Origin of the sequence: Glycomyces buryatensis (assembly GCF_004912275.1) — a bacterium.
Taxonomy (GTDB): Bacteria; Actinomycetota; Actinomycetes; order Mycobacteriales; family Micromonosporaceae; genus Glycomyces; species Glycomyces buryatensis.
In genome coordinates this window covers 1-22,597 of record NZ_STGY01000010.1, presented here as the reverse complement: position 1 = coordinate 22,597, position 22,597 = coordinate 1, and the positions used below count along the sequence as shown (strand labels likewise).

Genomic DNA, 22,597 nt, shown 5'->3' with positions numbered 1-22,597 from the left:
CGGTTCAAACCGGGTTATTCGCCTACTGGTTCGACCACACGTGCTGCGGCACCTGCGCGTGGATGTCGATGAGGAAGTCCGCGTAGAAGAAGACCTCTTCGAGCTTGAGGCCCCCGGACCGGAACGTCATCAGCCACGGTCCCTCGAAGCGCCAGCGGTAGGACTGGGCGCGCTGATCGGAGAGCATCCACTCCATCGTCCTGGCGTGGACCACGTCGAATGCGAAGCGTCGGTTCGGCCCCTTGACGCGGAAGATGTCGTTGAACCGCTGGTTCTCGAACTCGATGTCCTTGGAGAACCGCTTGGTCAGGAAGTTCTCCTGGCTGATGTCCAGCAGCGGCCGGGCCGTCGGCAGGCCGATCGCGACGACCTGGTTGTGGAACGTCTTGCGCTCCTTGCCCGAGCCGGTCGTGTAGCTGTACTGGAAGAACACGATGTGGAGGTTCTTGTACATGCCCCGGAAGACGTCGATGCCCTTGCGGGAGTGGCCGACGTTGAACGGCTCCTCGGTGGACAGTCCTACGACCGAGTTGTCGCTCGGTTCGTAGTGGAAGCCGTACTGGGCGGCCCAGGCGCGGTACTCGGCGATCTTCTTCTGGCGGTGGCGCCAGGCGAAATAGGCGATCGCGGCTGCGGCCAGGCCGCACAGAATCCAGATCAGAATTTCCACTGGGGTGTTCCTTCAAGGGTGGGCAGTTTTGTCGGGGGGAACGGAGAAGGGCAGGACAGGTCAAAGGCTCCGAGCTGGCGCCTTCCTACCGGCCGTAGGGCTGCTGGCCGTAGCCCGGCTGCTGCCCGTATCCGGGCTGCTGGGGCTGTTGCGGCTGCTGCGGCGGCTGGCCGTAACCGGGCTGCTGGGGTGCGTAGCCGGGATGTTGCTGCGGCTGCTGCTGGCCGTAACCGGGTTGGGGGGCAGGCTGGCCGTAACCGGGCTGCTGAGGCGCGTAACCGGGATGTTGCTGCGGCGGCGCGGCGGGGGGCAGCTGGCCGGGGGCCGGCTGCGGGGGAAGCTGCTGCTGCGGTTGACCGTAACCGGGCTGCGGCTGCGCGGGGGCCGGACCGCCTCCCATGTTGCGCAGCTTCGGCGCGACGCGGGCCTCGGGGGTGTCGAGCTCGAAGTACTCCTCGGGCTGGAACCCGTTCGCCTTGGCGGACATGCTCGTGGGGAACACCTGCAACGCGGTGTTGTACTCGCGCACGTTGGCGTTGTAGAACCGGCGCGGAGCCGCGATGCGGTTCTCCGTCTCGGTGATCTCGGCCTGGAGTTGCAGGAAGTTCTGGTTGGTCTTCAGCGTCGGGTACTGCTCCTGCATGTGGATCACACCGCGGACGGCGCTTCCGAGCTGGCCTTCGGCCGCGCCCTGGGCGGCGTGGCCTGCGTTGGGGTCCTGACGGACCTGCATCGCGCCGGCGCGAGCGGCGGCCACCTGCTGGAGGGCGGCGCTCTCGGAACCGGCGGCCTGCTGCACCACGTACATCAGGTTGTCGAGGAGGTCGTAGCGGCGCTGGAGTTCGACGTCGATCTGCGCCCACGACTCCTGGGTGATGTTGCGCAGCCGCACGAGCTTGTTCTTCCCGCTCATCATCCAGATCACGAAGATGAGGGCGATCAGCACCAGGACGACAAGGGTCACGATAAGTCCGGTCATGAAACGAGAGCTTAGTGCATCTACGCCACAACGAGGGCACCGCACAGAGCCCGTCACGCGAAGCGGATAGGCGCGGCAACGGCACCGTTCCGGAATTTGAGAATGCCCCCGCGCGAATATCGCGCGGGGGCATTTCCAATGGTTCAGATCAGACGATCAGTGCGTTCTCCACGACCGAGGCCAGTTCGGCCGCAACCGAATTCGCGACCGGTTCCTCGGGGGCCTCGACCATGACCCGCACCAGCGGTTCGGTGCCGGACGGACGCAGCAGGATGCGGCCGTCGGCGCCGAGCTTGCGCTGCCATTCGGCGACGGCGGACTTGACCGACTCGGCGTGAATGACGGACTTGTCGGCGACGCGGACATTGATGAGGACCTGCGGGGCCGGGGTGAACACCGAGGCCAGTTCGGCCAGGCTCTTCCCGGTCGCGGCCATGCGGGACAGCAGCATGATCGCCGTCAGCGAGCCGTCGCCGGTGGTGCCGTGGTCGGACATGATGATGTGCCCGGACTGCTCGCCGCCGAGCGAGAAGTCGCCCTCGGCGAGGCGTTCGAGGACGTAGCGGTCGCCGACCTTGGTGGTCTCCAGCTTGATGCCGGCCCTGCCCATCGCCTGGTGCAGACCGAGATTGCTCATGACGGTGGTGACGAGAGTCTCACTGCGGAGCTGTCCGGCGTCGCGCATCGCCAGCGCGAGGATCGCCATGATGGCGTCGCCGTCCACGATGTTTCCCTTGGCGTCGACGGCGAGGCAGCGGTCGGCGTCGCCGTCGAGGGCGATGCCGGCGTCGGCTCCGTGTTCGACGACGGCGGCGCGCAGGCCGTCCATGTGGGTAGAGCCGCAGTTGTCGTTGATATTGAGGCCGTCGGGGTCGTTGTTGATGGCGATGACCTCGGCGCCGGCCCGGCGCAGGGCCTCGGGGGCGGCGTTGGCGGCGGCCCCGTTGGCGGGGTCGACCACGACTTTCAGGCCGTTGATCGGGCTGGGGCACACCGCGACCAGGTGTTGGATGTAGGTCTCGACGGGGTCGACGGAGTGGATGATGCGTCCGACGTCGGCGCCTTGCGGCAGGGGCCGGGGTTCGTCCATGGCGCGCTCGATCGCGTCCTCGACCTCGTCGGGGAGCTTGCGGCCGCCGCCGGAGAAGAATTTGATGCCGTTGTCGGGCATGGGGTTGTGGGAGGCCGAGATCATGACGCCGAAGTCGGCGCCGGTCACGGCGGTCAGGTGCGCGACGGCGGGGGTGGGTAGGACGCCCAGGTCGATGACCTCGACTCCGGCGGCGGCGAGTCCGGCGGCGGAGGCGGCCTGGAGCATTTCGCCGGAGGCGCGCGGGTCGCGGCCGACGACGGCGACGGCGCGCCTGTCGATGGGGCCGAGCACGCGTGCGGCCGCGATATTGAGCTTGAGCGCCAGCTCGGGCGTGAGATCGGCGTTGGCCCTCCCGCGAACGCCGTCGGTACCGAACAGTCGTGACACGGTGTATCCCCTCTTGACGAAGCTCTCCGGCCTGGCGGCGGGCCCGGCCCTGCGGAGCTCGTGGGCCAACGGCTGGCCCGGCGCGATCGGTGGCAGAGAAAAGGGGCTGCCGAGGATGTCCTCGGCAGCCCCGTCGCTTGTGCAGACTAGCGCGTCCCTCTGAAGGAGGGAACCGGTGCTAGCGCTTCGAGTACTGCGGCGCCTTGCGGGCCTTCTTGAGGCCGTACTTCTTGCTTTCCTTCTCGCGGGCGTCGCGGGTCAGGAAGCCGGCGGCCTTGAGGGCCGGGCGCATGTTCGGGTCGACTTCGAGCAGGGCCCGGGCGATGCCCAGACGCAGCGCGCCGGCCTGGCCGGTGGCGCCGCCGCCGTGGATGTTGACCAGGACGTCGAAGTTGTCACCGGCTTCGACGGTCACGAAGGGCTCCGCGACGGTCTGCTGGTGGACCTTGCTGGGGAAGTAGTCCTCGAGGCTCTTGCCGTTGACGACGTACTTGCCGGTGCCCGGGACCAGGCGGACGCGGGCGATGGCGCGCTTGCGGCGGCCCACGGTCTGGATCGGGCGGTCGGACGGGATGGTCGGGATGCTGGGCACGGACGGGGCCGCGGCCACGTCGGCCGGAACCTCGGGCACCTCGACGGGGACGTCGACAGGCGCCTCGGCCGGGGTCTCGACGGCTTCAGCGGCGGGGGTCTCGACGGCCTCGGGGGCTTCGTCGACGACCTCAGCGGCGGCCTCGACTTCGGCCTCGGGGGCTTCGACGGCCTCCGGGGCTTCGGCTTCCACAGCCTCGACGGCTTCGGTCTCGGTGGTCTCGGGGACCTGGTTTTCTTCGCTCATGAGTGGTTGCTCCTATTCCGCCCGCGCCTACTGCGCGATCTTCGTGATCTCGTACGGCTTCGGCTGCTGGGCGGCGTGCGGGTGGCCAGGACCCACGTAGACCTTCAGCTTCTTGTAGACGGCGCGACCGAGCTTGTTCTTCGGCAGCATGCCGAGGACGGCCTTCTCGACGACCTTGTGCGGGGCCTTTTCCATGAGCTCCGCGTATGTCTTCTCCTTGAGACCGCCCGGGTAACCGGAGTGCCGGTAGGCCTTCTTGGTCTGGAGCTTGTCCCGGGTCAGCACGACCTTCTCGGCGTTGATGACGATGACGTAGTCGCCATTGTCGGTGTTCGGCGCGAAGGTGGGCTTGTGCTTGCCTCGGAGCAATTGGGCCGCGTGCGTCGCGAGCCGACCCAACACCACGTCGGACGCGTCGATCACGAGCCACTGCGGGTCGATGTCACCCGGCTTAGGGCTGTACGTGCGCACAGTCTTTACCTAGCTTTCGTTGTCGGTGTGGAACGAACCCCGCAGATGTTTCGCGGAGCCGCCTGAATCCCTCCGGGCCGCGGAGCGGCCGTGCGGGCGGGATTCGTTGGACAGCGCCTCGTGATGAGAGCACTCGAACAACAGGCACTAACTTTACGCGGTCGTGGCGGAGGCACCGAAGGCGGCCGCCGTGACCTCGGATACAGCCCCGGTCCGGGGTCGCAGGCCACGCCGGCGGCGATGCGGTTCACGGAGACTCGCGGGGCGGCGCGAGTCGGCTGCGCATGGGATGATTGTCGCTGAATGCCCGTTCCGCCCCCTAGGAGCATCCATGGCACGGAACGACCCCGCAGATCCGCTCGCCGCGCTCGAACACGTTCTCAGCGCGCAGCAGCACGATTCGATCATGCGCCTGATCCAGGTGCACGAGGCGACCGGCGACATGGCCGCGCTCGTCTCGGCCGAAGCCCAATCGGCCGTGTACCTGGATCAGGCGGGCCCCGCCGTACTGCCTGATGCCCTCGCCGCGCGCGCCATGGTGCTGTGGACCCGCTACGAACGACTCGCCGTGCCAGGCGACCTGGACGAGGCCGCCGACTGCCTCGAACGCAGCCTCGCGCTGCACGAGCGCGGCGCCGGCGACAAGTCCCGGATCCCCATGATCCGGTCGGACCTGGCCGGGATCCACCTCCTGCGCTGGCAGTCCCTGCGGTCCGGCGACGACCTCGACACCGCGCTGCGCCACCTCCGCAAGGCGCTCGACGTCACCGGCGAATCGGACCCGCACTACCTCGACCGGATCGACCGCCTCGGCGGCATCCTCGAAGCCCGGTTCCGCCAGTACGGCGACTACGAGTCGCTCCAGGAGGCGCTGAAGCGGTACCGCGAAGCACTCGGGGCGACCGAGCAGGGGACGGCCCAGTTCGCCGGCCGGGCCTCGAACCTCGGGCTGGCGTACGTACTGACCGGCTACGACGCGGACAAGGCGGTCGAGCTGACCCGGCACGCCGTCGACCTCACCCGGCCGGCCTACCCGCTGCACGCGCGGTTCCAGTCGAACCTGAGCGTGGCGCTGGTCGCCCGGCACCGACAGCGGGGGTGGGCGGTCGACCTCGACGCCGCCCGCAAGGCCTCCCGCGCCGCCGTCGCCTTCACCCCGAAGCGCGACTCCGCCCGCGCCATGCGAATGCTCCAACTGGCCGAGGTCGCCATCGAGCAGTACCGCATCGATCCGCAGCCGAAGCACCTCAAGGAGGTGATCCGCACCGCCCGTCAGGTGGCGCTCGTGGGGCGAGGCACCGCGTTCGGCTCTGTGGCGCTCGGCCTCGAGGGGTGGGCGGACAGCGTGTTGGCGCTCAACCATCGCAGGAGCCCGATGCGTCTGCGCCGCGCCGAGCGCAATCGCGCCGAGGCCTGGCGCAGCCCGAACCTTCCGACCAGCCAACGCATCCACTACGGCAAGCAGTGGGCCGCCCATGCGGTGGTGCGGTCGCCGCAGGAGGCGCTGGAGCGTTTCGAGGAAGTGAGCGAGCTGCTCCCCCGGCTCGCCTCCCAGCGGATCTCACGGGCCGACCAGGAACGCGCGCTCGGCGAGATCAACGGGTTCGTCTCCGACGCCGCCGCGTGCGCGGTCGCCGCCGGACGCCCCGAGCGGGCGGTCGAGCTGCTCGAAGGCGGTCGCGGGACCCTGCTGTCGCGGGTCTTCAACCTCCGCAGCGACCTCGACGTGCTCCGTGGGGCGCATCCGCGGATGGCCGACGAGCTCGAAGCGGCAAGAGAGGCATTGGACTCGCCGAATCCTCGTCCGGGAACCGACCGCCACCGCCTGTCGCGGCGCTGGGACGAGCTGGTGGAGGAGGTCCGCGCACTCGTCGGGTTCGAGGACTTCCTGCGGACGCCGGGGTGGTCCTCGCTCGCCCGGGAGCTGCGGGGGCTGGGTCCGGTGGTGTGGATCAATGTCAGTTTGCTCGGCAGCCATGCCCTGTGCCTCGTGGCGGGCGAGTTGAAGGTGGTGGATCTGCCCGGTCTGGGGCCCAACGAGGTGCAGCGGAGGGCGAACGCGTTCCGCCGGGAAGTCGTGTCGCCGATGCGGGACGCGGCGCTGGCGGTGGCGGACACGCGCCGGTGGCTGTGGGAGGAGTTGGCGGAACCGGTCCTGGCCGAGCTGGGTCTGCTGGAGGCGCGGGAAGCGCCTGGAGATCGGGGCGGCGGGGGCGGTTCGGACTCGGACGAGTCTTATGACGACTGGCCGACGGTGCATTGGATTCCGACCAGGGGTTTGGCGTTCCTGCCGATTCACGCGGCCGGCGGGCCCGTCGCGGTGCTGGACCGGGTCGTCTCCTCGTACGCCCCGACCGCCCGCAGCCTCACCGTCCACGCTGGTGGAACGAATCGCGGCGGCAGGGCGCCGAAGGCGCTGCTGGTGGCCGCCGAGAACGCCGCCCCGCTCCCGCTGCTGCCCGGGGTGGTCAAGGAGGTGCGGTCGCTGGGCAAGATCCTTCCGGGCTCGCTGACCCTCACCGGGGAGCGGGCCGTCCGCCGGGAGGTCCTGGCCGCACTGCCGAGCCACGACTGGGCTCACTTCGCGTGCCACGCGGTCTATCCGCACGGCGGCTCCAGCACCGGCGGCCTGATGCTGCACGATGCGAACGGGCGGCCGCTGTCCATCGGCGACATCGCGGCCAAGTGGTCCCAGGGCGCCGAACTGGCGTTCCTGTCGGCCTGTGACACCGCGCAGTCGGCCCCGGAACTGGCCGACGAGGCGGTCCACCTCGCCGGCGCGTTCCAGCTCGCGGGCTACCGCCAGGTGGTGGGGACGCTGTGGCCGGTCCAGGACCAGGCCGCGCGCTCGATCGCCGAGCGGTTCTATAAGCGCGCGGTCCAAGGCGAGTCCAGCGCGGTCGCACTGCACGGCGCGTTGCGCCAGATGCGCGACGAGCGGCCGGGCGAGCCGGCGGTGTGGGCCTCCCACGTCCTCTTCGGCAGGTGAGCGGCAGGCCGGCGCACGGTCCGGAACCGGCGGCCCAGTCCGCCCGTCGGTCGACTACCCCTTGGTCTCGACCACTGGGAGGTAGACCTTCCCTCCCGACTGCATGAACTCCTCGCTCTTGTCGAACATGCCCTGCGCGGCGTAGTCCTTCAGCTCCTGGCTGATCTTCATGCTGCAGAACTTGGGGCCGCACATCGAGCAGAAGTGCGCGGTCTTCGCCGGCTCGGCCGGGAGGGTCTCGTCGTGGTACTCGCGGGCCCGGTCGGGGTCGAGCGAGAGGTTGAACTGGTCTTCCCAGCGGAATTCGAATCGCGCCTTGGAGAGCGCGTCGTCCCACTGCTGCGCCCCCGGGTGGCCCTTGGCGAGGTCGGCGGCGTGGGCGGCGATCTTGTAGGCGATCACCCCTTCCTTGACGTCTTCGCGGTTCGGAAGTCCAAGGTGCTCCTTGGGTGTGACATAACAGAGCATCGCGGTGCCGAACCAGCCGATCATGGCCGCGCCGATCGCGGAGGTGATGTGGTCGTAGGCGGGGGCGACGTCGGTGGTGAGCGGCCCGAGCGTGTAGAACGGGGCCTCGCCGCACAGCTCCTGCTGGAGGTCGACGTTCTCCTTGATCTTGTGCATCGGCACGTGGCCGGGGCCCTCGCACATGACCTGGACGTCGTACTCCCAGGCGATGTGGGTGAGCTCGCCGAGGGTGCGCAGCTCGGCGAACTGGGCGTCGTCATTGGCGTCGGCGATGGAGCCGGGACGCAGGCCGTCGCCGAGGGAGAAGGCGATGTCGTACTTCGCGAAGATCTCGCACAGCTCGCGGTAGTGCGTGTAGAGGAAGTTCTCCTCGTGGTGGGCGAGGCACCAGGCGGCCATGATGGATCCGCCGCGCGAGACGATCCCGGTGACGCGGTTCGCGGCGAGCGGCACGTAGCGCAGGAGCACGCCGGCGTGCACGGTCATGTAGTCGACGCCCTGCTCGGCCTGCTCGATGATGGTCTCGCGGTAGACCTCCCAGTTGAGTTTCACCGGGTCGCCATTGACCTTTTCGAGGGCCTGGTAGAGCGGGACAGTGCCGATCGGGACGGCGGAGTTGCGGACGATGTGCTCGCGGGTCTCGTGGATGTGCTTGCCGGTCGAGAGGTCCATGACCGTGTCGGCGCCCCACTTGGTCGCCCAGGTCAGCTTCTCGACCTCGGCGGCGATGGAGTCGGAGACGGCCGAGGTCCCGATGTTCGCGTTGATCTTGGTGAGGAAGTTCTTGCCGATGATCATCGGCTCGGTCTCGGGGTGGTTGATGTTGTTGGGGAGGATGGCGCGGCCGGCGGCGATCTCGTCTCGCACGAACTCGGGGGCGAGCCCTTCGCGGAGGGCGACGAACGACATCTCGGGCGTCACGATGCCCTGCTTGGCGTAGTGGAGCTGGGTGTTGCACTCCAGTTCGACGCCGTCGTGTTCGATCTTCGCGACGGGGGTGCCGCGATGCTCGGCGATCCAGGTCTCTCGCAGCTTCGGAAGCCCGACCTCGGGATCGGAACCGGGACCGGACGTGTCGTAGAGGCGAACGGGAGCCTCGCCTCCGGCGAGCTCGACCTGGGTGAACGGGACCTGGATGTCGGGCCGGTCGCCCTCCACATAGACCTTGGTTCTAGCGTTCATGATTGCTCCTAACAACTCTCGATGAATAGACCCGCGTCGGCCGCCAGCGGCCGCGCGGAAATGTCAGACCTTGCGGGCACACTCGGTACCGGGGGACGTGGCGACTGGCCATGGCGCCTTCGGCGACCCCACGGCTCACTGCCACCCAAAATGCGGCTCACAGTGCGGCGCTCTTTCGGCCGTGATGGTGGTGCACCGGACCGGGCCCCGAACCGAGCCGCCAGCCGGCCGCGGCCTTCAGCGCCTCGGTCACATACGTCTTCGCCCCCGCGACCGCCTGCGGCAGCGGGTGCCCCAGCGCGAGCCGCGCGGCGATCGCCGACGCCAGCGTGCATCCGGTGCCGTGGTCATTGCGCGTGTCCACCCGGGGCGCGGCCAGATCCAGCATCTGGCCGTCGCACCACAGCACGTCCACGCTCCGCTCCTCGTCGGCGGCGTGTCCGCCTTTGACCAGGACCGCCCTCGGCCCGTATGTCGCCAGCGCGCGGGCGGCCTCGCGCATCTCCGCGGCGCTCCCGATCTCGCGCCCGAGCAGTTGACCGGTCTCGATCAGGTTGGGAGTCAATATGGTCGCGAAGGGCCCCAGCCGTCCCAGGTAGGCCGCCGGGTCGCCCGCGAAGAGCGCGTCGCCGGTGGTCGTGACCATGACCGGATCGATCACGAGGTTCGGCAGCCGGTCCTCTTGTCCGTATTCGGCCACCACCGCCAGCAGCTCGTCACCGCCGAGCATGCCGGTCTTGACGGCGGCGACGTCGAAGTCGCCGAGCACCGCGTCGAGCTGGGCCCGCACCAGTGGCTCGGCGATCGTCTCGGCGGCACTCACGCCCCGGGTGTTCTGCGCGGTGACCGCGGTGACGACGCTCGTGCCGTGAACCCCGTGAGCCGCGAAGGTGTGCAGGTCGGCCTGGATGCCCGCGCCGCCGCCGGAGTCGGAGCCGGCGATGGTGAGCGCGACCGGCGGCTGCGGGAAGCTCCGGTTCACAGGTCGGCCATCCCGTCGAACGTGGTCGAGGCCTTCGCCAACTGGCGCTTGGGGATCCGCCCGGCGAGGCGGGCGGCGCGGCCGGCGGTCACCGCATCGCGCATGGCGGCGGCCATGAGTTCCGGATCGGCCGCGCGGGTGACGGCGGTGGCGAGCAGGACCGCGGCGCAGCCGAGTTCCATGGCCTGGGCGGCATCGGACGCGGTGCCGATGCCGGCGTCGCAGATGACGGGGACATTGGCGCCTTCGCAGATGAGCGCCAGGTTGTGGGGGTTGCGAATGCCGAGTCCGGTGCCGATCGGGGCCGCGAGCGGCATGACCGCGGCGCAGCCTGCGGCTTCGAGATGGCGCGCCAGGATCGGGTCGTCGTTGGTGTACGGCAGGACCGTGAAGCCCTCCGCGACCAGGGTTTCGGCGGCGTCGAGGAGCTCGACCGGGTCGGGCAGGAGCGTGTCCTCGTCGCCGATCACCTCGAGTTTGATCCAGTTGGTGCCGAAGGCCTCCCGGGCGAGGCGGGCGGTGCGGACGGCCTGCTCGGCGGTGAAGCATCCGGCGGTGTTGGGAAGGACGTCGACGCCGCAGCTCTCGATGACATCCACGATGGATCCTTCGGTGCCGGGGCTCACGCGGCGGAGGGCGACGGTGACCAGTTCGGTGCCGGAGGCCGCGATGGCGGCCGCGAGCTGGGCGTGGTTGGCGGCGCCTCCGGTCCCGAGGATGAGTCGGGAGTCGAACGTCTTGTCCGCGATCGTGAGCCCGGTGTGGATGCCGGGCCCGGACGCGATACCGGGGGTGACGGTTGCGGGGTCGGGCATGGGTCAGCCTCCTTGGGTTGCGGTGAGGACTTCGACGGTGTCGCCGTCGGCGAGCGGCAGGTCCCATTCGGACCGCGGAACGACCTCGCCATTGACGGCGACGGCAATACCGCGCCGCGCTTCGGTGACGGCCGCGACGGCAGCGGCGGCGGTCTTGACGTCGCCTCGCGCTTCGCCATTGAGTTCGATCTTCATTCGCTCTCCTTGAATCGCAGCGGGTCGAACGCCTTCGGGAAGCCGTCGCCCTGACCGGTCGCAAGATCGGCGACGCACGCCGCGGTGGCCGGGATCAGGGCGATCCCGTGGCGGTAGTGCCCGGTCGCGGCGATGGTCCGGTCATCGACGGGGCCGATGAGCGGCAGATTGTCGGGGGCGGTCGGGCGGAATCCGACCGTGACCTCTTCGAGGTGGTATTCGGCGATCTCGGGGATCAGTTCGATCGACCAGCGCAGCAGGTCATGGACGGCCCCGGCGGTTCCTATCGTCCGATCGAAACCCCGTTCGTCGCTGGTCGCGCCGATGACGATCTCGCCGGAGTCGCGGGTGACGATGTAGACCGGGTGTCCCTGCACGTATCCGCGCACGGTCGCGGCCGGCACCGGCTGCCCGTCGCCGGCCCTCAGTCGCAGGACCGTGCCGCGCACGGGCCGGATCGGCAGTCCGAAGCGCGCGGATCCGCAGCCGGTGGCGAGCACGATCTTGTCGGCGTCCAGCGCACCGAGATCGTCGACATGCTCGGTCCGAATTCGGGCACCGGCCTTCTCGGCGGCGGCCAGCAGGGCGGCATGGACGGCGCGGGGGTCGACGGCGCGGTCGTCGGGAACCAGGACGCCTCCCCTGGTGCGGTGGCTGAGCAGCGGCTCGATCTTGCGGGAGGCGCGACCACCCAGCGGCTGCACGTTTCTATCGGTCGACCGATAGAGGGCGGCCTGCCGGTCGATCTCGGCCCGGTCGGCGTCTTCAAGCCCGACCAGCAGCGTGGGGGCGTCCCGGAAGCCGACGTGGTGGCCGGAGGCCTGTTCGAGTTCGCGGGCGAATCCGGGCCAGGCGTCGGCGGATTCGGCCATGAACGGAAGCAGGGCCTCCTCGCCGAACTGGGCTTCGGTGACGGCGGCGAGCATCCCGGCGGCCACGCGCGAAGCACCCGAGCCGGGGGCGGGGTCGTAGACGACGACCTCGGCCCCGAACCGGGCGATCCGCCACGCGATCGCCAGGCCAATGGACCCGGCGCCGACGATGGCGATGCGCATTAGCGCTCCCCCACCAGTTGCTCCGGGACGTCGCCCCGGTTCGGCCGCACCAATCCGGGAGGGTCCGCTTCGCCTACTGCCGCAAGCAGTTCGGCGGTCGCGCCCTGCGGGTCTGCGGCGCCCGAGATCGCCCCGACGACGGCCACACCGTGGGCACCGGCCGCGCGGCACTCGGCCGCGCGTTCGGCCGTGATGCCGCCGATGGCGATCACCGGCAGCTCGACCGCCTCGCAGACGGCGGCGAGTCCTGGGAGTCCGATGGCGCCGGGCAGACCGTGCTTGGTGGTCGTCGACCACACCGGGCCGACCCCGAGGTACGTGGCCCCGGCGCGGCGCGCGGCGCGCGCCGCCTCGGGTTCGCGGCAGGTTCCGCCGATGATCGCGTCGGAGGGAAGAATCCTCCGGGCGGCGTCGAGCGGAAGGTCTTCGGCCCCAAGGTGAACGCCGTGGGCGCCGACGGCCTGTGCGATGTGGACACGATCATTGATCAGGCACGTGGCGCCGTACTCGCCGCACAGCGCGGCGACGGCGGCGGCGAAGTCGAACGCGGAGCGGTCGTTGTGGTGGTCCTCGGGGCGGACCTGAATGAGCCGCGCGCCGGCGGCGAGGGAGGCGGCGACGACGCTGAGCGGCGAAGCGCCCGCGCGGGTGTCGGTGATGACGTGAAGTCGAGGTAGACGAGTAGCCTGCATAGCTCCTTCTCCCTGCGCCAGCATGATCTGGATCAGGTTCGACGGTCGGGACTACCAAGTCCCCTCTCAGCCCGATGCATCGGACTCCCGTGGGTTGTTATTCGTTTACGGCCGCTACGTTACGTCATCGATCCGTGCGCTGACAACCCCCGTGTCAGCTACTGGACTCGACGCGTTCGGGTCAGTCCGCGCGCCGCCGGTTCGGCTCGTCGGCGTGATCCCCCGACCTGTCGGGACGCCCTATTCGGCCCGATCGACGCGCAGAACCCGGTATCCGTTGGCGCTGGCGTGCTTGTCCACGACCCAACCGGCCTCGGTCAGCCAGCGCGCCAGCGAATCCGCCCCGAGGTGCTTGGAGACGACCAGCCAGGCGACGCCCCCGGGCTTCAGTCGCGGCAGCCAGGTCTCCAGGAGTTCGTGGAGGGCGTCCTTGCCGACCTTGATCGGCGGGTTCGACCAGATCTCGTCGAACTTCACGTCGGCGGGCACCTCGTCAGGAGTTCCGATGTGGACTGTTCCAGGCGCCTTCTCGGTATTGCGGCGGGCGAGGTCGAGGGCGCGACGGTTGATGTCGACGGCCCAGACCTCGGCGTCCCCTCGTTGGGCGAGGACGGCGGCGATGGGGCCGTATCCGCAGCCGAGGTCGAGGAACGTCCCCGCGGTGTCGGGCAGGACGACCTTGTTGAGCAGCACGCTGGTGCCGGGGTCGAGGCGGCTGCCGGAGAAGACGCCGCTGGAGGTGGTCAGCTCGTAGCCGACCCCGTCAAGGTCGAAGGTGACGGTGCGCTCGCGGTCATCGACGGCGGGACGCTCGGAGAAATAGTGTTCTGGCTGCTCGGACACCCGGCTATTGTCTCTCGGTCGCCGCCGCGATCCTCGCCGGTGTGACGCTTTCGTCCCAGGCCAGACGGGTGAGGCCGATGCGAGGCCCGCCCGCCCGGCCCGATTCACCGGATCAGAGCGGGACCTCGGCCAGGGTGACCTGCTGTCCGTCGGGGTCGGTGAAGGTGCAGAAGTCGCCGTACGGCGCCGAGACCCGGTCGCTTAGTTCGACGCCGCGTGCGGCCAGCTCTTTCATGGATACGGTCAGATCCGTGGTGTGCAGCGTCATCCAGTTGGTCCGCGCCGGCTGGTCGGGCCAGGCGTCCGCGGCGAGGATGGCGAGGTTGGCGTGCTGGCCGGGGAGCCCGACCTCGATCCAGCGGATGCCGGGATGGACCTCGGAGTCGAAGCGCAGCTCCATGCCAACTTTTTCGGTGTAGAACTCCAGGAAGAGATCCTGATCGGACGCGTAGACGGGGACTACGCCGATACTGCTGACGATTCGGGGCGTGGTGTTCGGCATGTCAATCCTTCGGTCGGTGGGTTTCGGGTCGAGCTCGGCGGCTCAGTAGTCCTTGAGAGTGATGGCCGTGGCGGCCTGGTGAATCGTCTCCACGATCTTCGCGGTCATGCGGTCCTTGCCGGGCATGCGCGACATCAGCGACATGAACGTCATCGCCATCCGGACCTGCATCTTGCTGCGCAGGACCATCTGCTTGATATTGGAGGGCCCGAGCTTCTGGTTCACGGACACGAAGTGGCCGAGCTGACGCTCATAGGCCTCGAAACCGCTGGTGTCGCCGCCGGCGGCGGCGATTTCTCCGGCCAGGACGTAGGCGCCGACGAGGGCGAGGCTGGTGCCCTGGCCCGATGCCGGGGAGGCGCAGTACGCGGCGTCGCCGACCAGGGCGACACGTCCGTTCGACCACTTGTCCATGCGGATCTGGCTGATCGAGTCGAAGTAGAAGTCGGGTGCGTCGGCCATCGCCTCGAGGAACTTGGGCACCTCCCAGCCCTCGCCCGCGTAGGCCTCGGAGAGGAGCCGCTGCTGCCGATTGCGGTCGCGGTGGTCGTATTCGAGCGGGTCGGAGGCGAACATGAACATCGCCTTCGCGCCGGTGTCGCCCGCGGTGCTGTAGGTCAGCGCGGTGCGGCCGGGACCGACGTAGGTCAGTTCCTCGCGGTCGAGACCGAGGTGGTTGGGGACGCTGAAGATGGCGACGTAGTAGCCGAGATCGTGGAGGTAGTCCGTCTCGGGGCCGAAGGCGAGGGAGCGCGTATTGGAGTGGGCGCCGTCGGCGCCGATGACGAGGTCGAACTCCTCGGCCGATCCGCTCTCGAAGTCGACCTTGACGGAGTCGTCACCGACCTCTATCGCACTGATCGATTCCTCGAAGCGGTACTCGACGTCGGCCTTGGTCGCTTCATAGATGATGCGGTTGAGGTCGCCGCGCATGATCTCGGCGTCTTCGATCTCGCGCCCGCCGGCACCGTCGGCGTCCAGGCTGGCCACCTTACGACCTCTGGCATCCACAATGGTCGCGTTCTTGACCTCGGTGGGATGCCTTCGGACCTCCTCCAGCAGATCCATACGGGACACGACGTCGAGTGCCGCACCGCGAATGTCGATCTTGTACCCGCCTTCGCGGATCGCCGGAGCGCGCTCGATGACTGTCGGCGTGAAGCCGTGCCGGTGCAGCCAATAGGCCGCGGTGGTCCCGGCGATGCTGGCGCCCGAGATGAGGACGCGACGATTGTCGGACATGGGGGAGGTTCCTATCGCTTGCCGGACAAGGGGTGTGGGCTCCGGCGCCTTGGTCGCACCGCTCGCGCGTTCGACCGTCCGAAACTCATTTAGCGTATGACATACGCACAACTTGCGCAAGACCCTTGATGGCAACCTGCCGCATCTGTGCCGCAACTCGTCGCCGGATCGCACTGGACTCGCAGAACCTGAGCCGGTTCGGCCCGGGCCTCGCGGCGCGGCGCGGTTGGCGCTAGCTAGGGCGCGACGCGAAGCGCTCCCTCTCCCGGGGGAACAATCCCGGTTTTGGCCCGCGGCGGGTTTATGCTCCGATCTATGGCACATGGCCCGTCCCCCTTCGGCATCCCGCAGCGAGAGCAGGGGCGTCCTTCCCACTCCGGCGCGGATATCAATTCCGATGACCGCAGTCCGGCGACCGCCGCGGCGGCACCGCACGAGCCCGCCGCGCGGGCGACCGCGCGCGGGCTCTCCGACCTCGGCTCCGATCCGATTCCGGTCGAGTGGACCCGAGCCGGCGAGTCTCCCAAGGGCCGCTCGAACGAGCAGTTCCCGCTCGACACGCCGCTGGCCGCCGACCCGGCGGCCACCGTTCGCAACGAGAACGCCGCCGGACACGGCTACTTCGCACCGACCGACACGGAACGGGACGGCGCCCGACGGCCCGGCCGGACCCGTGCCGCTTCGCAGGTCGATCCCGGTTCCTCCACGACGCGCGGCCGCACCGGCGCGCCGGTCGCCAAGAGCGGGGCCGACTTGGCCAACGCGCCCACCGCTCGTCTCAGCGCCGAGGAGATGTCACTGCCGTCCTCGGGTACTCAGCGCTCCCCCGAAGAGGAGATGGAGCAGCACCTTGAGCGCATCCACGCTTCCCGGCCCCTCCGCCGCGCCGCGCGGCGCGCCCGCAAGCGCACCCGGTGGTGGCTCATCGCCCTGTCGGTCGTGAGTGGACTCGCGGTCGTGGCCGCCTGCGGCGCAGGGGCATTCATCGTGCTCCGCGAGGGCGAGCCGGATCCCGTCCAGAGCTCGCAGCCCCAAGCCGACCCGGCCCAGGCTTCCGAAGAGGACGAGGCCGCCGACGCCCCCCAGGTGGTCGACCCGATCGAGAACCGCGACACCGACCCCGAGCCGATCACCGCCGCGGAGCTCTTCGGTGCGGGCACCATCGCCCCGGAGGGCGCGGCCGGCGCATACGAGGTCCTTGACACCGAAGAGCTTTCGAACTGCGCCGACGCCGCGCTGGACGAGCTGGCCGAACTGCTCGCCGACACCGACTGCACCCAGACCGTCCGTTCCACACTGGTCAGTCTGGACGGCGCCTACGTGGCGACCGCCGGCGTCCTCAACCTGGCCGACGCCGCCGAGGCCGAGGAGCTGCGCACCGCGATCGACGAGGGACTGGAGGGCGGCTTCGCCGCATTCCGGACCGGCGGCGCAGGTGAGGAGCTGGGTCGGTCGGCGACCATGGTCGGCTACAACACCTACGGCCACTACCTGATGTACGCCGTCATCGGCCGCACCGACGGCGAGCACCTGGAGAGCGAGAACGAGGCCGTCCGCACGATCGTCAATGACGTCGTGGACGTGTGGCTCGTGGACCAGCTCAATCCGCGACGCGAGGTCGAATAACGCCGACGCCTCGGCGGCTTTGCCGCGTCGGCCAATCGAGTGCGGGATTCCCGTTAAGATGTAACTTTCTCGCGACCCTCTGTCATGGGCGAGTCCACTCGAAGGGGAGACAATATGTCCACGCGACTGCGCCGCACCGTAATCGCAGCGATCGCCGCCGCCAGCATGGCCATGCTCGTACTGACGACCGGCACTCCCGCCAGCGCGGGCGAGACCTGGAGGGGATGCGAGTCGGGCAATGTCTGCCTCTACAACGGCGACATCACACCCCGATATCTGTCCTACCAGACACCCGGGTACGTCCCCGATGGCGAGCACTTCTGGGTCGTTGTGAACAACGGGAATCAGCAGGCCGGCGCCGATCACGTCTACTTCGAGTACAAGTACTACGGCGGCAGCGAATGGTACGACACTTGCCTGCACTTCCGCCCGGGCGACGGTTACAAGCTCGACCTGCGCGATGGGGCCGTCAATGCCACCATCCGCAACATGTACTGGGGTGGTGAGTGTTAGCGCCACAACCACATTCGCTGCACCGCTTGAGGTCTCGCCGTCCAAACGATGAGGCCGCAATCAGGCCGGGCGGCGTGGTCAGCCGGCTCCCTCCGGCTGGCCGCGCCGCCCGTTCTGTTCCCCACCGGCGCCCCGAACTTCCGCTTCGTCGATTGGGGCGAATTGGGTGACGTTGCCGCTCATTGCGCGTGTCGCGGCGGTTAACACTTCTTGCGGGGGATTGACCGGGCCAATGATCCCATGTTTCTATGAATATGAGCCGGCTTCACATCCCCACCGGCTCGCCCCCGCTGGCCCGGTCCCCCTCAGTCCCTTCAGGAGCTCACTATGCACACCTGGAAACGCATGGTGCACCGCGCCGTCGCCGTCCTCACGGCGGCCTCGCTCGGCACCCTTGCCCTCGTCGCCCTCTCCTCCGCCCCCGCCGAGGCCGTCCGGCCCCCCGGCATTCCTTCGGCCGCAACGGCTCAAACCGAGCTGAACGCGCTCACCGTCCGGACCGAACAGAACAACAACACCTACGACCGCGACCTGTTCCCCCACTGGTCCAGCGTCGGCGGCGGCTGCACCGCCCGCCAGTACGTCCTGGGCCGCGACGGCAGCAACGTGGAGACCGGGTCGGACTGCCAACCCGACTCGGGCTCTTGGCAGTCCGACTACGACAATGTCTGGACTTCGACGGTCTCCAACGCCACCATCGACCACGTCGTAGCGCTCGGCGAGGCCTGGGGCTCCGGCGCCTGGGCGTGGACCACGGCGCAGCGCCAGGCCTTCGCCAACGACATCGACTCGCCGCAACTGTGGATCGCGACCACCTCGGTCAACTCCTCCAAGGGCGCCGACGACCCCGCCGAGTGGATGCCGCCCAACACCGCCGTGCGCTGTGACTACGTCAAGGCCTGGACCCACGTCAAGTACCTCTACAACCTGACCGTGGACTCCGCCGAGAAGAGCGCGATCCAGTCGCACCTGAACACCTACTGCGGCACCTCCGGCGGCGACCCGGGCACCGGCGACTGCACCGGTTCCTCCAACTCCGCCAGGACCATCACCGAGGGCAGCACCGTCAGTTCCACGATCGCATTGAGCTGCAGCGGATCGGCCTCCTCCTCAAGCTCGGTCACCGTGAACATCACCCACGCGTACTACGGCGACATCCAGGTCGACCTCAGGGCCCCGGACGGTTCGGTCTACCGGGTCCAGTCCTCCAGCTCCAATTCGGGCAACTTCGGCTCGCGCTCGTACACCGTGAACCTCTCCAGTGAGGCCGCCTCGGGCACCTGGACCCTCCAGGTGCGGGACACCTACAGCGGCGGCTCCACCGGCACCCTGAACGGCTGGTCGCTCAGCGTCTGACGCAGGCCCCTCCGGGCACCGACGTACGACCCGCGCTCGCCCGCTTCGGCGATCCTCGAAGCGGGCGAACGCAACCCGACTCCACTCGATCCATGACCTCCCTCGATCCGCCTTTCCCTCGTTCTCTGGAGCATCTCCATGCACACCTGGAAGCGCCTTGCCCGCAACCTGTCCGTCGCGATCACGGCCGCCGTGCTGGCCGTCCTCGTCTTCGACGTCGCCCCGGCGGCGGCCCATCTCCCGCCGGGAATCCCCGCCTCCTCGACGGCCCTCTCCCAGCTCAACTCCCTGACCGTCGCGTCGGAATCCCACGACAGCACCTACAACCGCGACCTGTTCCCGCACTGGGTGACCGTCAGCGGCACCTGCAGCGCGCGTGAATACGTCCTGAGGCGCGACGGCGAGAACGTCACCGTCGGCTCCAACTGCTACCCGACCTCCGGCCGCTGGCACTCCGACTTCGACAACGTCTGGACGTCCACGCCGTCCAGCGCCACCATCGACCACGTGGTGGCCCTGAAGGAGGCGTGGACGTCCGGAGCCTGGTCCTGGACCACGGCCCGGCGCCAGAGCTTCGCCAACGACATCAGCTCGCCGCAGCTGTGGATCGCCTCCACCTCCGTCAACTCCTCCAAGGGCGACAGGGACCCGGCCGAGTGGGTCCCTCCGGTCACTTCGGTCCGCTGCAACTACGCCAAGGCCTGGATCAATGTGAAGTACCGCTACGGCCTCTCGGTGAACTCGGCGGAGAAGACCGCCCTGCGTTCGCAGTTGAGCACCTACTGCGGCGTCTGATCTCCTCCTGAAACCGCGAGGCCCGGGTCGAAGTCTCACAAGGACTTCGGCGCGGGCCTTGCGGTTTCGCGGGCACTTGAGATCCGCGGGTAGCGTGACGGCATGAGCGGACCCGCGAATACCTCGGCGCACCTGATCCAACGAGTCGAGGCGTCGCTCATGCACAAGACGGAGCTGGATTTCGCCGCCGCATCCGGGCGATTCCCCGGGACCGAGGTGCGGCACCTCGAGGACGTGACGGCCACAGCGCTCTCCGAGCTGGCTCACCTCGTGCCGTACAACAAGGCCCGGCCTTTCCGCTTGGAGCACCGCCACCTGCTGGACGACCTGCTGGCGTTCTACACCGGGCGCGGACTACGGCCCGCCATCGAGGTCCGGTCGCCGGACGCGGGCGACGAACTGCACGAGCTGCTTCGAGCGGCCGACCTGGCTCCCATGCCACCCACTGTCGCCTTGCACGTTCGGCCTGATCAGGTCAATGTGCCCGCTGCGGTGCTGGTCGAGGAGGTCGGTTCGGACGACGATCGGTACCTCGACACCCTGTTCCGCGGCTATGGGATCGGCGCGGACGAGACGGCGTTCCGGGACATGCTCTCCATCGAGCACAGCGCGGCGGGCTTTCGCCGCTATCTAGCCTTTGTGGATGGTCAGCCCGCCGCGGCCGCCGGGTTGTTCGCACACGACGGAACCGGCATCCTCGCCGGCGCCGCGACCGTCCCCCGGTTCCGAAGGCACGGATACCAAACCGCGCTGATCGCACGACGCCTGCGCGACGCCGCCACCAGTTGCGATCTCGCCGTGGTCACCGCCGCGCTCGACTCACCGAGCCATGCCAACCTCACCCGACTGGGCTGCCAGCTCACGCACACCCGAACTGTGTGGCGCTGAGGCCGGCGCGGCAAGGCGAAGAGGGCCGGGCGATGCCCGGCCCCCTTTCTGTTCCCTGCTTACGCGCGCTTGGCGCGGATCAGCAGCCAGACGCCGCCGCCGAGGCCGATCAGCCCGAGGATCACCAGGCCGGCGGTGGCCCACGGCAGCATCGGGATCTCGTATTCGACGACGACCTCGCCGCCGACTCCCGCGGTGCCGTCGGCGTTCATGACGACCGGGACGTACTCCCCCTCGAGTTCGGCGCCGCCGAGGTCGAGCGTCTGCACGCCCGTGCCCTCGATCTGCGCCGCCCAGACGTCGGAATCGCCCGGCAGTCCGGCGGGCGCGTCGCCCGCGACGTCCTCGGTGGTGGGGCCGTGCTCGGCGGTCCCGCGGTGGAGGAGGGTGCGACCGATGCCGCCGAGGAAGGCGTCGGCCTCGTCGGCCGGGATCAGGCCCGCGAAGACTGGGGCGTCGCCCGAGGGCGTGATCTCGATGCTGGCGGACTCGATGAGACCGTCACCGCCGTAAGACGACTCGTCCCAGCTGTCGCCGACGACCGCGTAGGCGTCGCTCTCGTACGGGGCGGTCTCCGCGGTGAAGTCGGAGAGGAACGGGGCGGTCGCCAGGAACAGGAATCCGACGACGATGAGGACGATGCCGCCGGTGATCTTGCCGGCGCGACGGGTGCGTTTCGGCCTCGAGGCGGGCTCGGTGGTGTTCACGTGATGCTCCTAGGTGGTGTCAGGGCTGGTAGCCTGCTCTCGACTCCAGCCAGAGTTCAGGATACCAAACTTGGGATATCATGTCTCAACTGATCGAGGAGGCCGCTGTGTCGGGACCGACCAGACGCCGAACCCGCCTGTCCGACAAGGAAACCGAGGAGCGAATGCTCGCCGCCGCCGTCGAGATGGTGGGCGAGACCGGCCTGACGGTGAGCCTGGAACATCTCAGCCTCGAAGATGTCATCCGCAGCGCCGGGGTCGCCCGCAGCGCCGTCTACCGGCGCTGGCCCTACAAGGACCTGTTCTTCTCAGACCTGCTGCGCGAGTTGGCAAAGGGCGCGACCCCGGCCGAATTCGGCTCCGAGGAGTCGCAGAGCGGCGTCGCCGCGGCCGTCCTCGAACGGATCGAGCTCCTGCGCACCCCCGCGGGCCGCGGCCAGATCATCAGCGAGGTCATTCGGGCCAATCGCGACTTCGAATCCGTGCGCCACTCCAAGGTCTGGCGCTCCTACCTCGCCCTGCACGCCACCTTCCTGAGCCTGGACGACGGCCCGCTGCGCGAGGACGTCCGTGCAGCACTCGCCGAGGCCGAACGCAGTTTCGTCACCCGCATCGCCACCGCCCACCAGGAGATCGCCCGCCTGCTGGGCTATCGACTCCGCCCCGAGCTCGGCGCCGGCTACGAGACGATGGCGATGCTCCTCAACGCCACGCTGCGCGGCATACTCCTCATGGATCCGACCGTCCCGAACCTCGCCGACGATCGCGTGCAAGGCAAGGCCTTCGGCGGCGAAGCACCCGCCGAGTGGAGCCTGTCGGCCCTGGCGATCGGTGCGATCGAATGGACGTTCCTGGAACCCGACCCGGACGTGGAGTGGAACGACGAGCACGTCGCGGAGGTCCGCGACACGCTCGAACGAATGGCCGGCGAGTCCTGACCGGACGCGATTCGGGGTGCCACTCCCCCGCACCCGCCGAGGCCGTAGGGCGCATGCACCGATGTCCTTGCCGGGCAACAGGTTCGGTGTAGAACATGAGGGTTTTATCCCCGATCGGGTGATGCGGCCGGGCCTGAAAAGGGGGATCATTGAGGTACGCACAGGGATATGGAATTAGTACAGGTGTCGAGTAGGTGCAAGCAGACTACGCCAAGCCTCTGGCCGACTCGCCGTCCTGACCGATTCCGAGAACCGCCGCCCCCATGTACGGGGGTCGGAGTGTTCTCGCCCCCGAGTGCTATCGGGTCCCGCAGCTGTTCGGCCTCTTACGGGCCGGCCGGGTGGGAGACGGCCTTGTCGGGATCACCTCG

The 22,597-nt window shown here is 68.9% G+C and carries 22 protein-coding genes and 1 riboswitch; of the genes, 7 read left to right on the top strand and 15 right to left on the bottom strand.

Features of this window, described 5'->3' with window-relative positions:
- Positions 1 to 22: 22 nt before the first annotated feature.
- The 5 genes from FAB82_RS03680 to rplM all read right to left on the bottom strand — a co-directional run bounded on the left by FAB82_RS03680 (position 23) and on the right by rplM (position 4,438).
- Positions 23 to 670 carry a hypothetical protein gene (locus FAB82_RS03680; RefSeq protein ID WP_136533195.1) on the bottom strand — a complete coding sequence of 216 codons (648 nt, stop codon included), beginning with the start codon at positions 668 to 670 and terminating at the stop codon, positions 23 to 25.
- 85 nt (positions 671 to 755) lie between these two features.
- Positions 756 to 1,649, bottom strand: a complete 894-nt coding sequence (locus FAB82_RS27410) for a LemA family protein (protein WP_211116352.1) — start codon at positions 1,647 to 1,649, stop codon at positions 756 to 758.
- A gap of 148 nt (positions 1,650 to 1,797) precedes the next feature.
- A complete protein-coding gene (gene glmM / locus FAB82_RS03670; protein WP_136533194.1) occupies positions 1,798 to 3,129 on the bottom strand; it encodes a phosphoglucosamine mutase in 1,332 nt (443 codons plus the stop codon).
- Between the two features lie 178 nt (positions 3,130 to 3,307).
- Entirely contained in the window at positions 3,308 to 3,967 is a 660-nt protein-coding gene (gene rpsI, locus FAB82_RS28520) for a 30S ribosomal protein S9 (protein ID WP_136533193.1), read from the bottom strand.
- 27 nt (positions 3,968 to 3,994) lie between these two features.
- Entirely contained in the window at positions 3,995 to 4,438 is a 444-nt protein-coding gene (gene rplM, locus FAB82_RS03660) for a 50S ribosomal protein L13 (protein WP_136533192.1), read from the bottom strand.
- A gap of 331 nt (positions 4,439 to 4,769) precedes the next feature.
- Between rplM and FAB82_RS03655 the strand changes: the two genes are divergently transcribed.
- Positions 4,770 to 7,427, top strand: a complete 2,658-nt coding sequence (locus tag FAB82_RS03655) for a CHAT domain-containing protein (RefSeq protein WP_168801398.1) — start codon at positions 4,770 to 4,772, stop codon at positions 7,425 to 7,427.
- Positions 7,428 to 7,481: 54 nt separating this feature from the next.
- Here the strand turns inward: FAB82_RS03655 and thiC are convergent, their stop codons facing one another.
- The 9 genes from thiC to FAB82_RS03610 form a co-directional block, all read right to left on the bottom strand.
- On the bottom strand, positions 7,482 to 9,077 hold the full coding sequence (gene thiC / locus FAB82_RS03650) for a phosphomethylpyrimidine synthase ThiC (protein ID WP_136533190.1): 1,596 nt from the start codon (positions 9,075 to 9,077) through the stop codon (positions 7,482 to 7,484).
- Positions 9,078 to 9,234: 157 nt separating this feature from the next.
- Positions 9,235 to 10,059 (bottom strand): bifunctional hydroxymethylpyrimidine kinase/phosphomethylpyrimidine kinase, encoded by an 825-nt coding sequence (gene thiD / locus FAB82_RS03645; protein ID WP_136533189.1) that lies wholly within the window; start codon positions 10,057 to 10,059, stop codon positions 9,235 to 9,237.
- Positions 10,056 to 10,874 (bottom strand): thiazole synthase, encoded by an 819-nt coding sequence (locus FAB82_RS03640; protein ID WP_136533188.1) that lies wholly within the window; start codon positions 10,872 to 10,874, stop codon positions 10,056 to 10,058. The genes thiD and FAB82_RS03640 overlap by 4 nt, the downstream gene beginning before the upstream one ends.
- Before the next feature lie 3 nt (positions 10,875 to 10,877).
- Positions 10,878 to 11,069 carry a sulfur carrier protein ThiS gene (gene thiS, locus FAB82_RS03635; protein ID WP_136533187.1) on the bottom strand — a complete coding sequence of 64 codons (192 nt, stop codon included), beginning with the start codon at positions 11,067 to 11,069 and terminating at the stop codon, positions 10,878 to 10,880.
- A complete protein-coding gene (gene thiO / locus FAB82_RS03630; protein WP_211116351.1) occupies positions 11,066 to 12,124 on the bottom strand; it encodes a glycine oxidase ThiO in 1,059 nt (352 codons plus the stop codon). The genes thiS and thiO overlap by 4 nt, the downstream gene beginning before the upstream one ends.
- On the bottom strand, positions 12,124 to 12,816 hold the full coding sequence (gene thiE / locus FAB82_RS03625; RefSeq protein WP_136533186.1) for a thiamine phosphate synthase: 693 nt from the start codon (positions 12,814 to 12,816) through the stop codon (positions 12,124 to 12,126). The genes thiO and thiE overlap by 1 nt, the downstream gene beginning before the upstream one ends.
- Positions 12,807 to 12,917: riboswitch (TPP riboswitch) on the bottom strand. Its footprint overlaps the gene before it by 10 nt.
- A gap of 139 nt (positions 12,918 to 13,056) precedes the next feature.
- On the bottom strand, positions 13,057 to 13,659 hold the full coding sequence (locus FAB82_RS03620) for a class I SAM-dependent methyltransferase (protein ID WP_211116350.1): 603 nt from the start codon (positions 13,657 to 13,659) through the stop codon (positions 13,057 to 13,059).
- A 112-nt stretch (positions 13,660 to 13,771) separates the two neighbouring features.
- Positions 13,772 to 14,161 carry a VOC family protein gene (locus FAB82_RS03615; protein ID WP_136533184.1) on the bottom strand — a complete coding sequence of 130 codons (390 nt, stop codon included), beginning with the start codon at positions 14,159 to 14,161 and terminating at the stop codon, positions 13,772 to 13,774.
- A 42-nt stretch (positions 14,162 to 14,203) separates the two neighbouring features.
- Positions 14,204 to 15,403 carry an FAD-dependent monooxygenase gene (locus FAB82_RS03610; RefSeq protein WP_136533183.1) on the bottom strand — a complete coding sequence of 400 codons (1,200 nt, stop codon included), beginning with the start codon at positions 15,401 to 15,403 and terminating at the stop codon, positions 14,204 to 14,206.
- Positions 15,404 to 15,718: 315 nt separating this feature from the next.
- Between FAB82_RS03610 and FAB82_RS03605 the strand changes: the two genes are divergently transcribed.
- From FAB82_RS03605 to FAB82_RS03585, 5 genes are all read left to right on the top strand, one after another.
- A complete protein-coding gene (locus FAB82_RS03605; protein WP_136533182.1) occupies positions 15,719 to 17,029 on the top strand; it encodes a hypothetical protein in 1,311 nt (436 codons plus the stop codon).
- A 114-nt stretch (positions 17,030 to 17,143) separates the two neighbouring features.
- Positions 17,144 to 17,542 carry a hypothetical protein gene (locus tag FAB82_RS03600; RefSeq protein WP_136533181.1) on the top strand — a complete coding sequence of 133 codons (399 nt, stop codon included), beginning with the start codon at positions 17,144 to 17,146 and terminating at the stop codon, positions 17,540 to 17,542.
- Between the two features lie 327 nt (positions 17,543 to 17,869).
- Positions 17,870 to 18,898: a proprotein convertase P-domain-containing protein gene (locus tag FAB82_RS03595; protein WP_136533180.1), complete on the top strand. Its 1,029-nt coding sequence runs from the start codon at positions 17,870 to 17,872 to the stop codon at positions 18,896 to 18,898.
- 138 nt (positions 18,899 to 19,036) lie between these two features.
- The gene (locus FAB82_RS03590) at positions 19,037 to 19,693 is read left to right on the top strand and encodes an HNH endonuclease family protein (protein WP_136533179.1); all 657 of its coding nucleotides are present in this window, start codon (positions 19,037 to 19,039) and stop codon (positions 19,691 to 19,693) included.
- Positions 19,694 to 19,795: 102 nt separating this feature from the next.
- Positions 19,796 to 20,581: a hypothetical protein gene (locus FAB82_RS03585; RefSeq protein ID WP_136533178.1), complete on the top strand. Its 786-nt coding sequence runs from the start codon at positions 19,796 to 19,798 to the stop codon at positions 20,579 to 20,581.
- Positions 20,582 to 20,640: 59 nt separating this feature from the next.
- On the opposite strand, the gene FAB82_RS03580 is transcribed toward FAB82_RS03585, so the two are convergent.
- Positions 20,641 to 21,288, bottom strand: coding sequence for a hypothetical protein (locus tag FAB82_RS03580; protein WP_136533177.1), 648 nt, complete (start codon positions 21,286 to 21,288; stop codon positions 20,641 to 20,643).
- A gap of 80 nt (positions 21,289 to 21,368) precedes the next feature.
- Here FAB82_RS03580 and FAB82_RS03575 point away from each other — a divergent pair, with 80 nt between their 5' ends.
- The gene (locus FAB82_RS03575) at positions 21,369 to 22,226 is read left to right on the top strand and encodes a TetR/AcrR family transcriptional regulator (RefSeq protein WP_136533176.1); all 858 of its coding nucleotides are present in this window, start codon (positions 21,369 to 21,371) and stop codon (positions 22,224 to 22,226) included.
- Positions 22,227 to 22,597 lie beyond the last annotated feature (371 nt).

Coding starts and splice junctions, on each gene's coding strand:
- FAB82_RS27410 (WP_211116352.1), bottom strand. CDS start 1,649: ATGACCGGACTTATCGTGACCCTTGTCGTCCTGGTGCTGATCGCCCTC.
- rpsI (WP_136533193.1), bottom strand. CDS start 3,967: ATGAGCGAAGAAAACCAGGTCCCCGAGACCACCGAGACCGAAGCCGTC.
- FAB82_RS03655 (WP_168801398.1), top strand. CDS start 4,770: ATGGCACGGAACGACCCCGCAGATCCGCTCGCCGCGCTCGAACACGTT.
- thiC (WP_136533190.1), bottom strand. CDS start 9,077: ATGAACGCTAGAACCAAGGTCTATGTGGAGGGCGACCGGCCCGACATC.
- FAB82_RS03640 (WP_136533188.1), bottom strand. CDS start 10,874: ATGCCCGACCCCGCAACCGTCACCCCCGGTATCGCGTCCGGGCCCGGC.
- thiS (WP_136533187.1), bottom strand. CDS start 11,069: ATGAAGATCGAACTCAATGGCGAAGCGCGAGGCGACGTCAAGACCGCC.
- thiO (WP_211116351.1), bottom strand. CDS start 12,124: ATGCGCATCGCCATCGTCGGCGCCGGGTCCATTGGCCTGGCGATCGCG.
- thiE (WP_136533186.1), bottom strand. CDS start 12,816: ATGCAGGCTACTCGTCTACCTCGACTTCACGTCATCACCGACACCCGC.
- FAB82_RS03615 (WP_136533184.1), bottom strand. CDS start 14,161: ATGCCGAACACCACGCCCCGAATCGTCAGCAGTATCGGCGTAGTCCCC.
- FAB82_RS03610 (WP_136533183.1), bottom strand. CDS start 15,403: ATGTCCGACAATCGTCGCGTCCTCATCTCGGGCGCCAGCATCGCCGGG.
- FAB82_RS03605 (WP_136533182.1), top strand. CDS start 15,719: ATGGCACATGGCCCGTCCCCCTTCGGCATCCCGCAGCGAGAGCAGGGG.
- FAB82_RS03600 (WP_136533181.1), top strand. CDS start 17,144: ATGTCCACGCGACTGCGCCGCACCGTAATCGCAGCGATCGCCGCCGCC.
- FAB82_RS03595 (WP_136533180.1), top strand. CDS start 17,870: ATGCACACCTGGAAACGCATGGTGCACCGCGCCGTCGCCGTCCTCACG.
- FAB82_RS03590 (WP_136533179.1), top strand. CDS start 19,037: ATGCACACCTGGAAGCGCCTTGCCCGCAACCTGTCCGTCGCGATCACG.
- FAB82_RS03585 (WP_136533178.1), top strand. CDS start 19,796: ATGAGCGGACCCGCGAATACCTCGGCGCACCTGATCCAACGAGTCGAG.
- FAB82_RS03575 (WP_136533176.1), top strand. CDS start 21,369: ATGTCTCAACTGATCGAGGAGGCCGCTGTGTCGGGACCGACCAGACGC.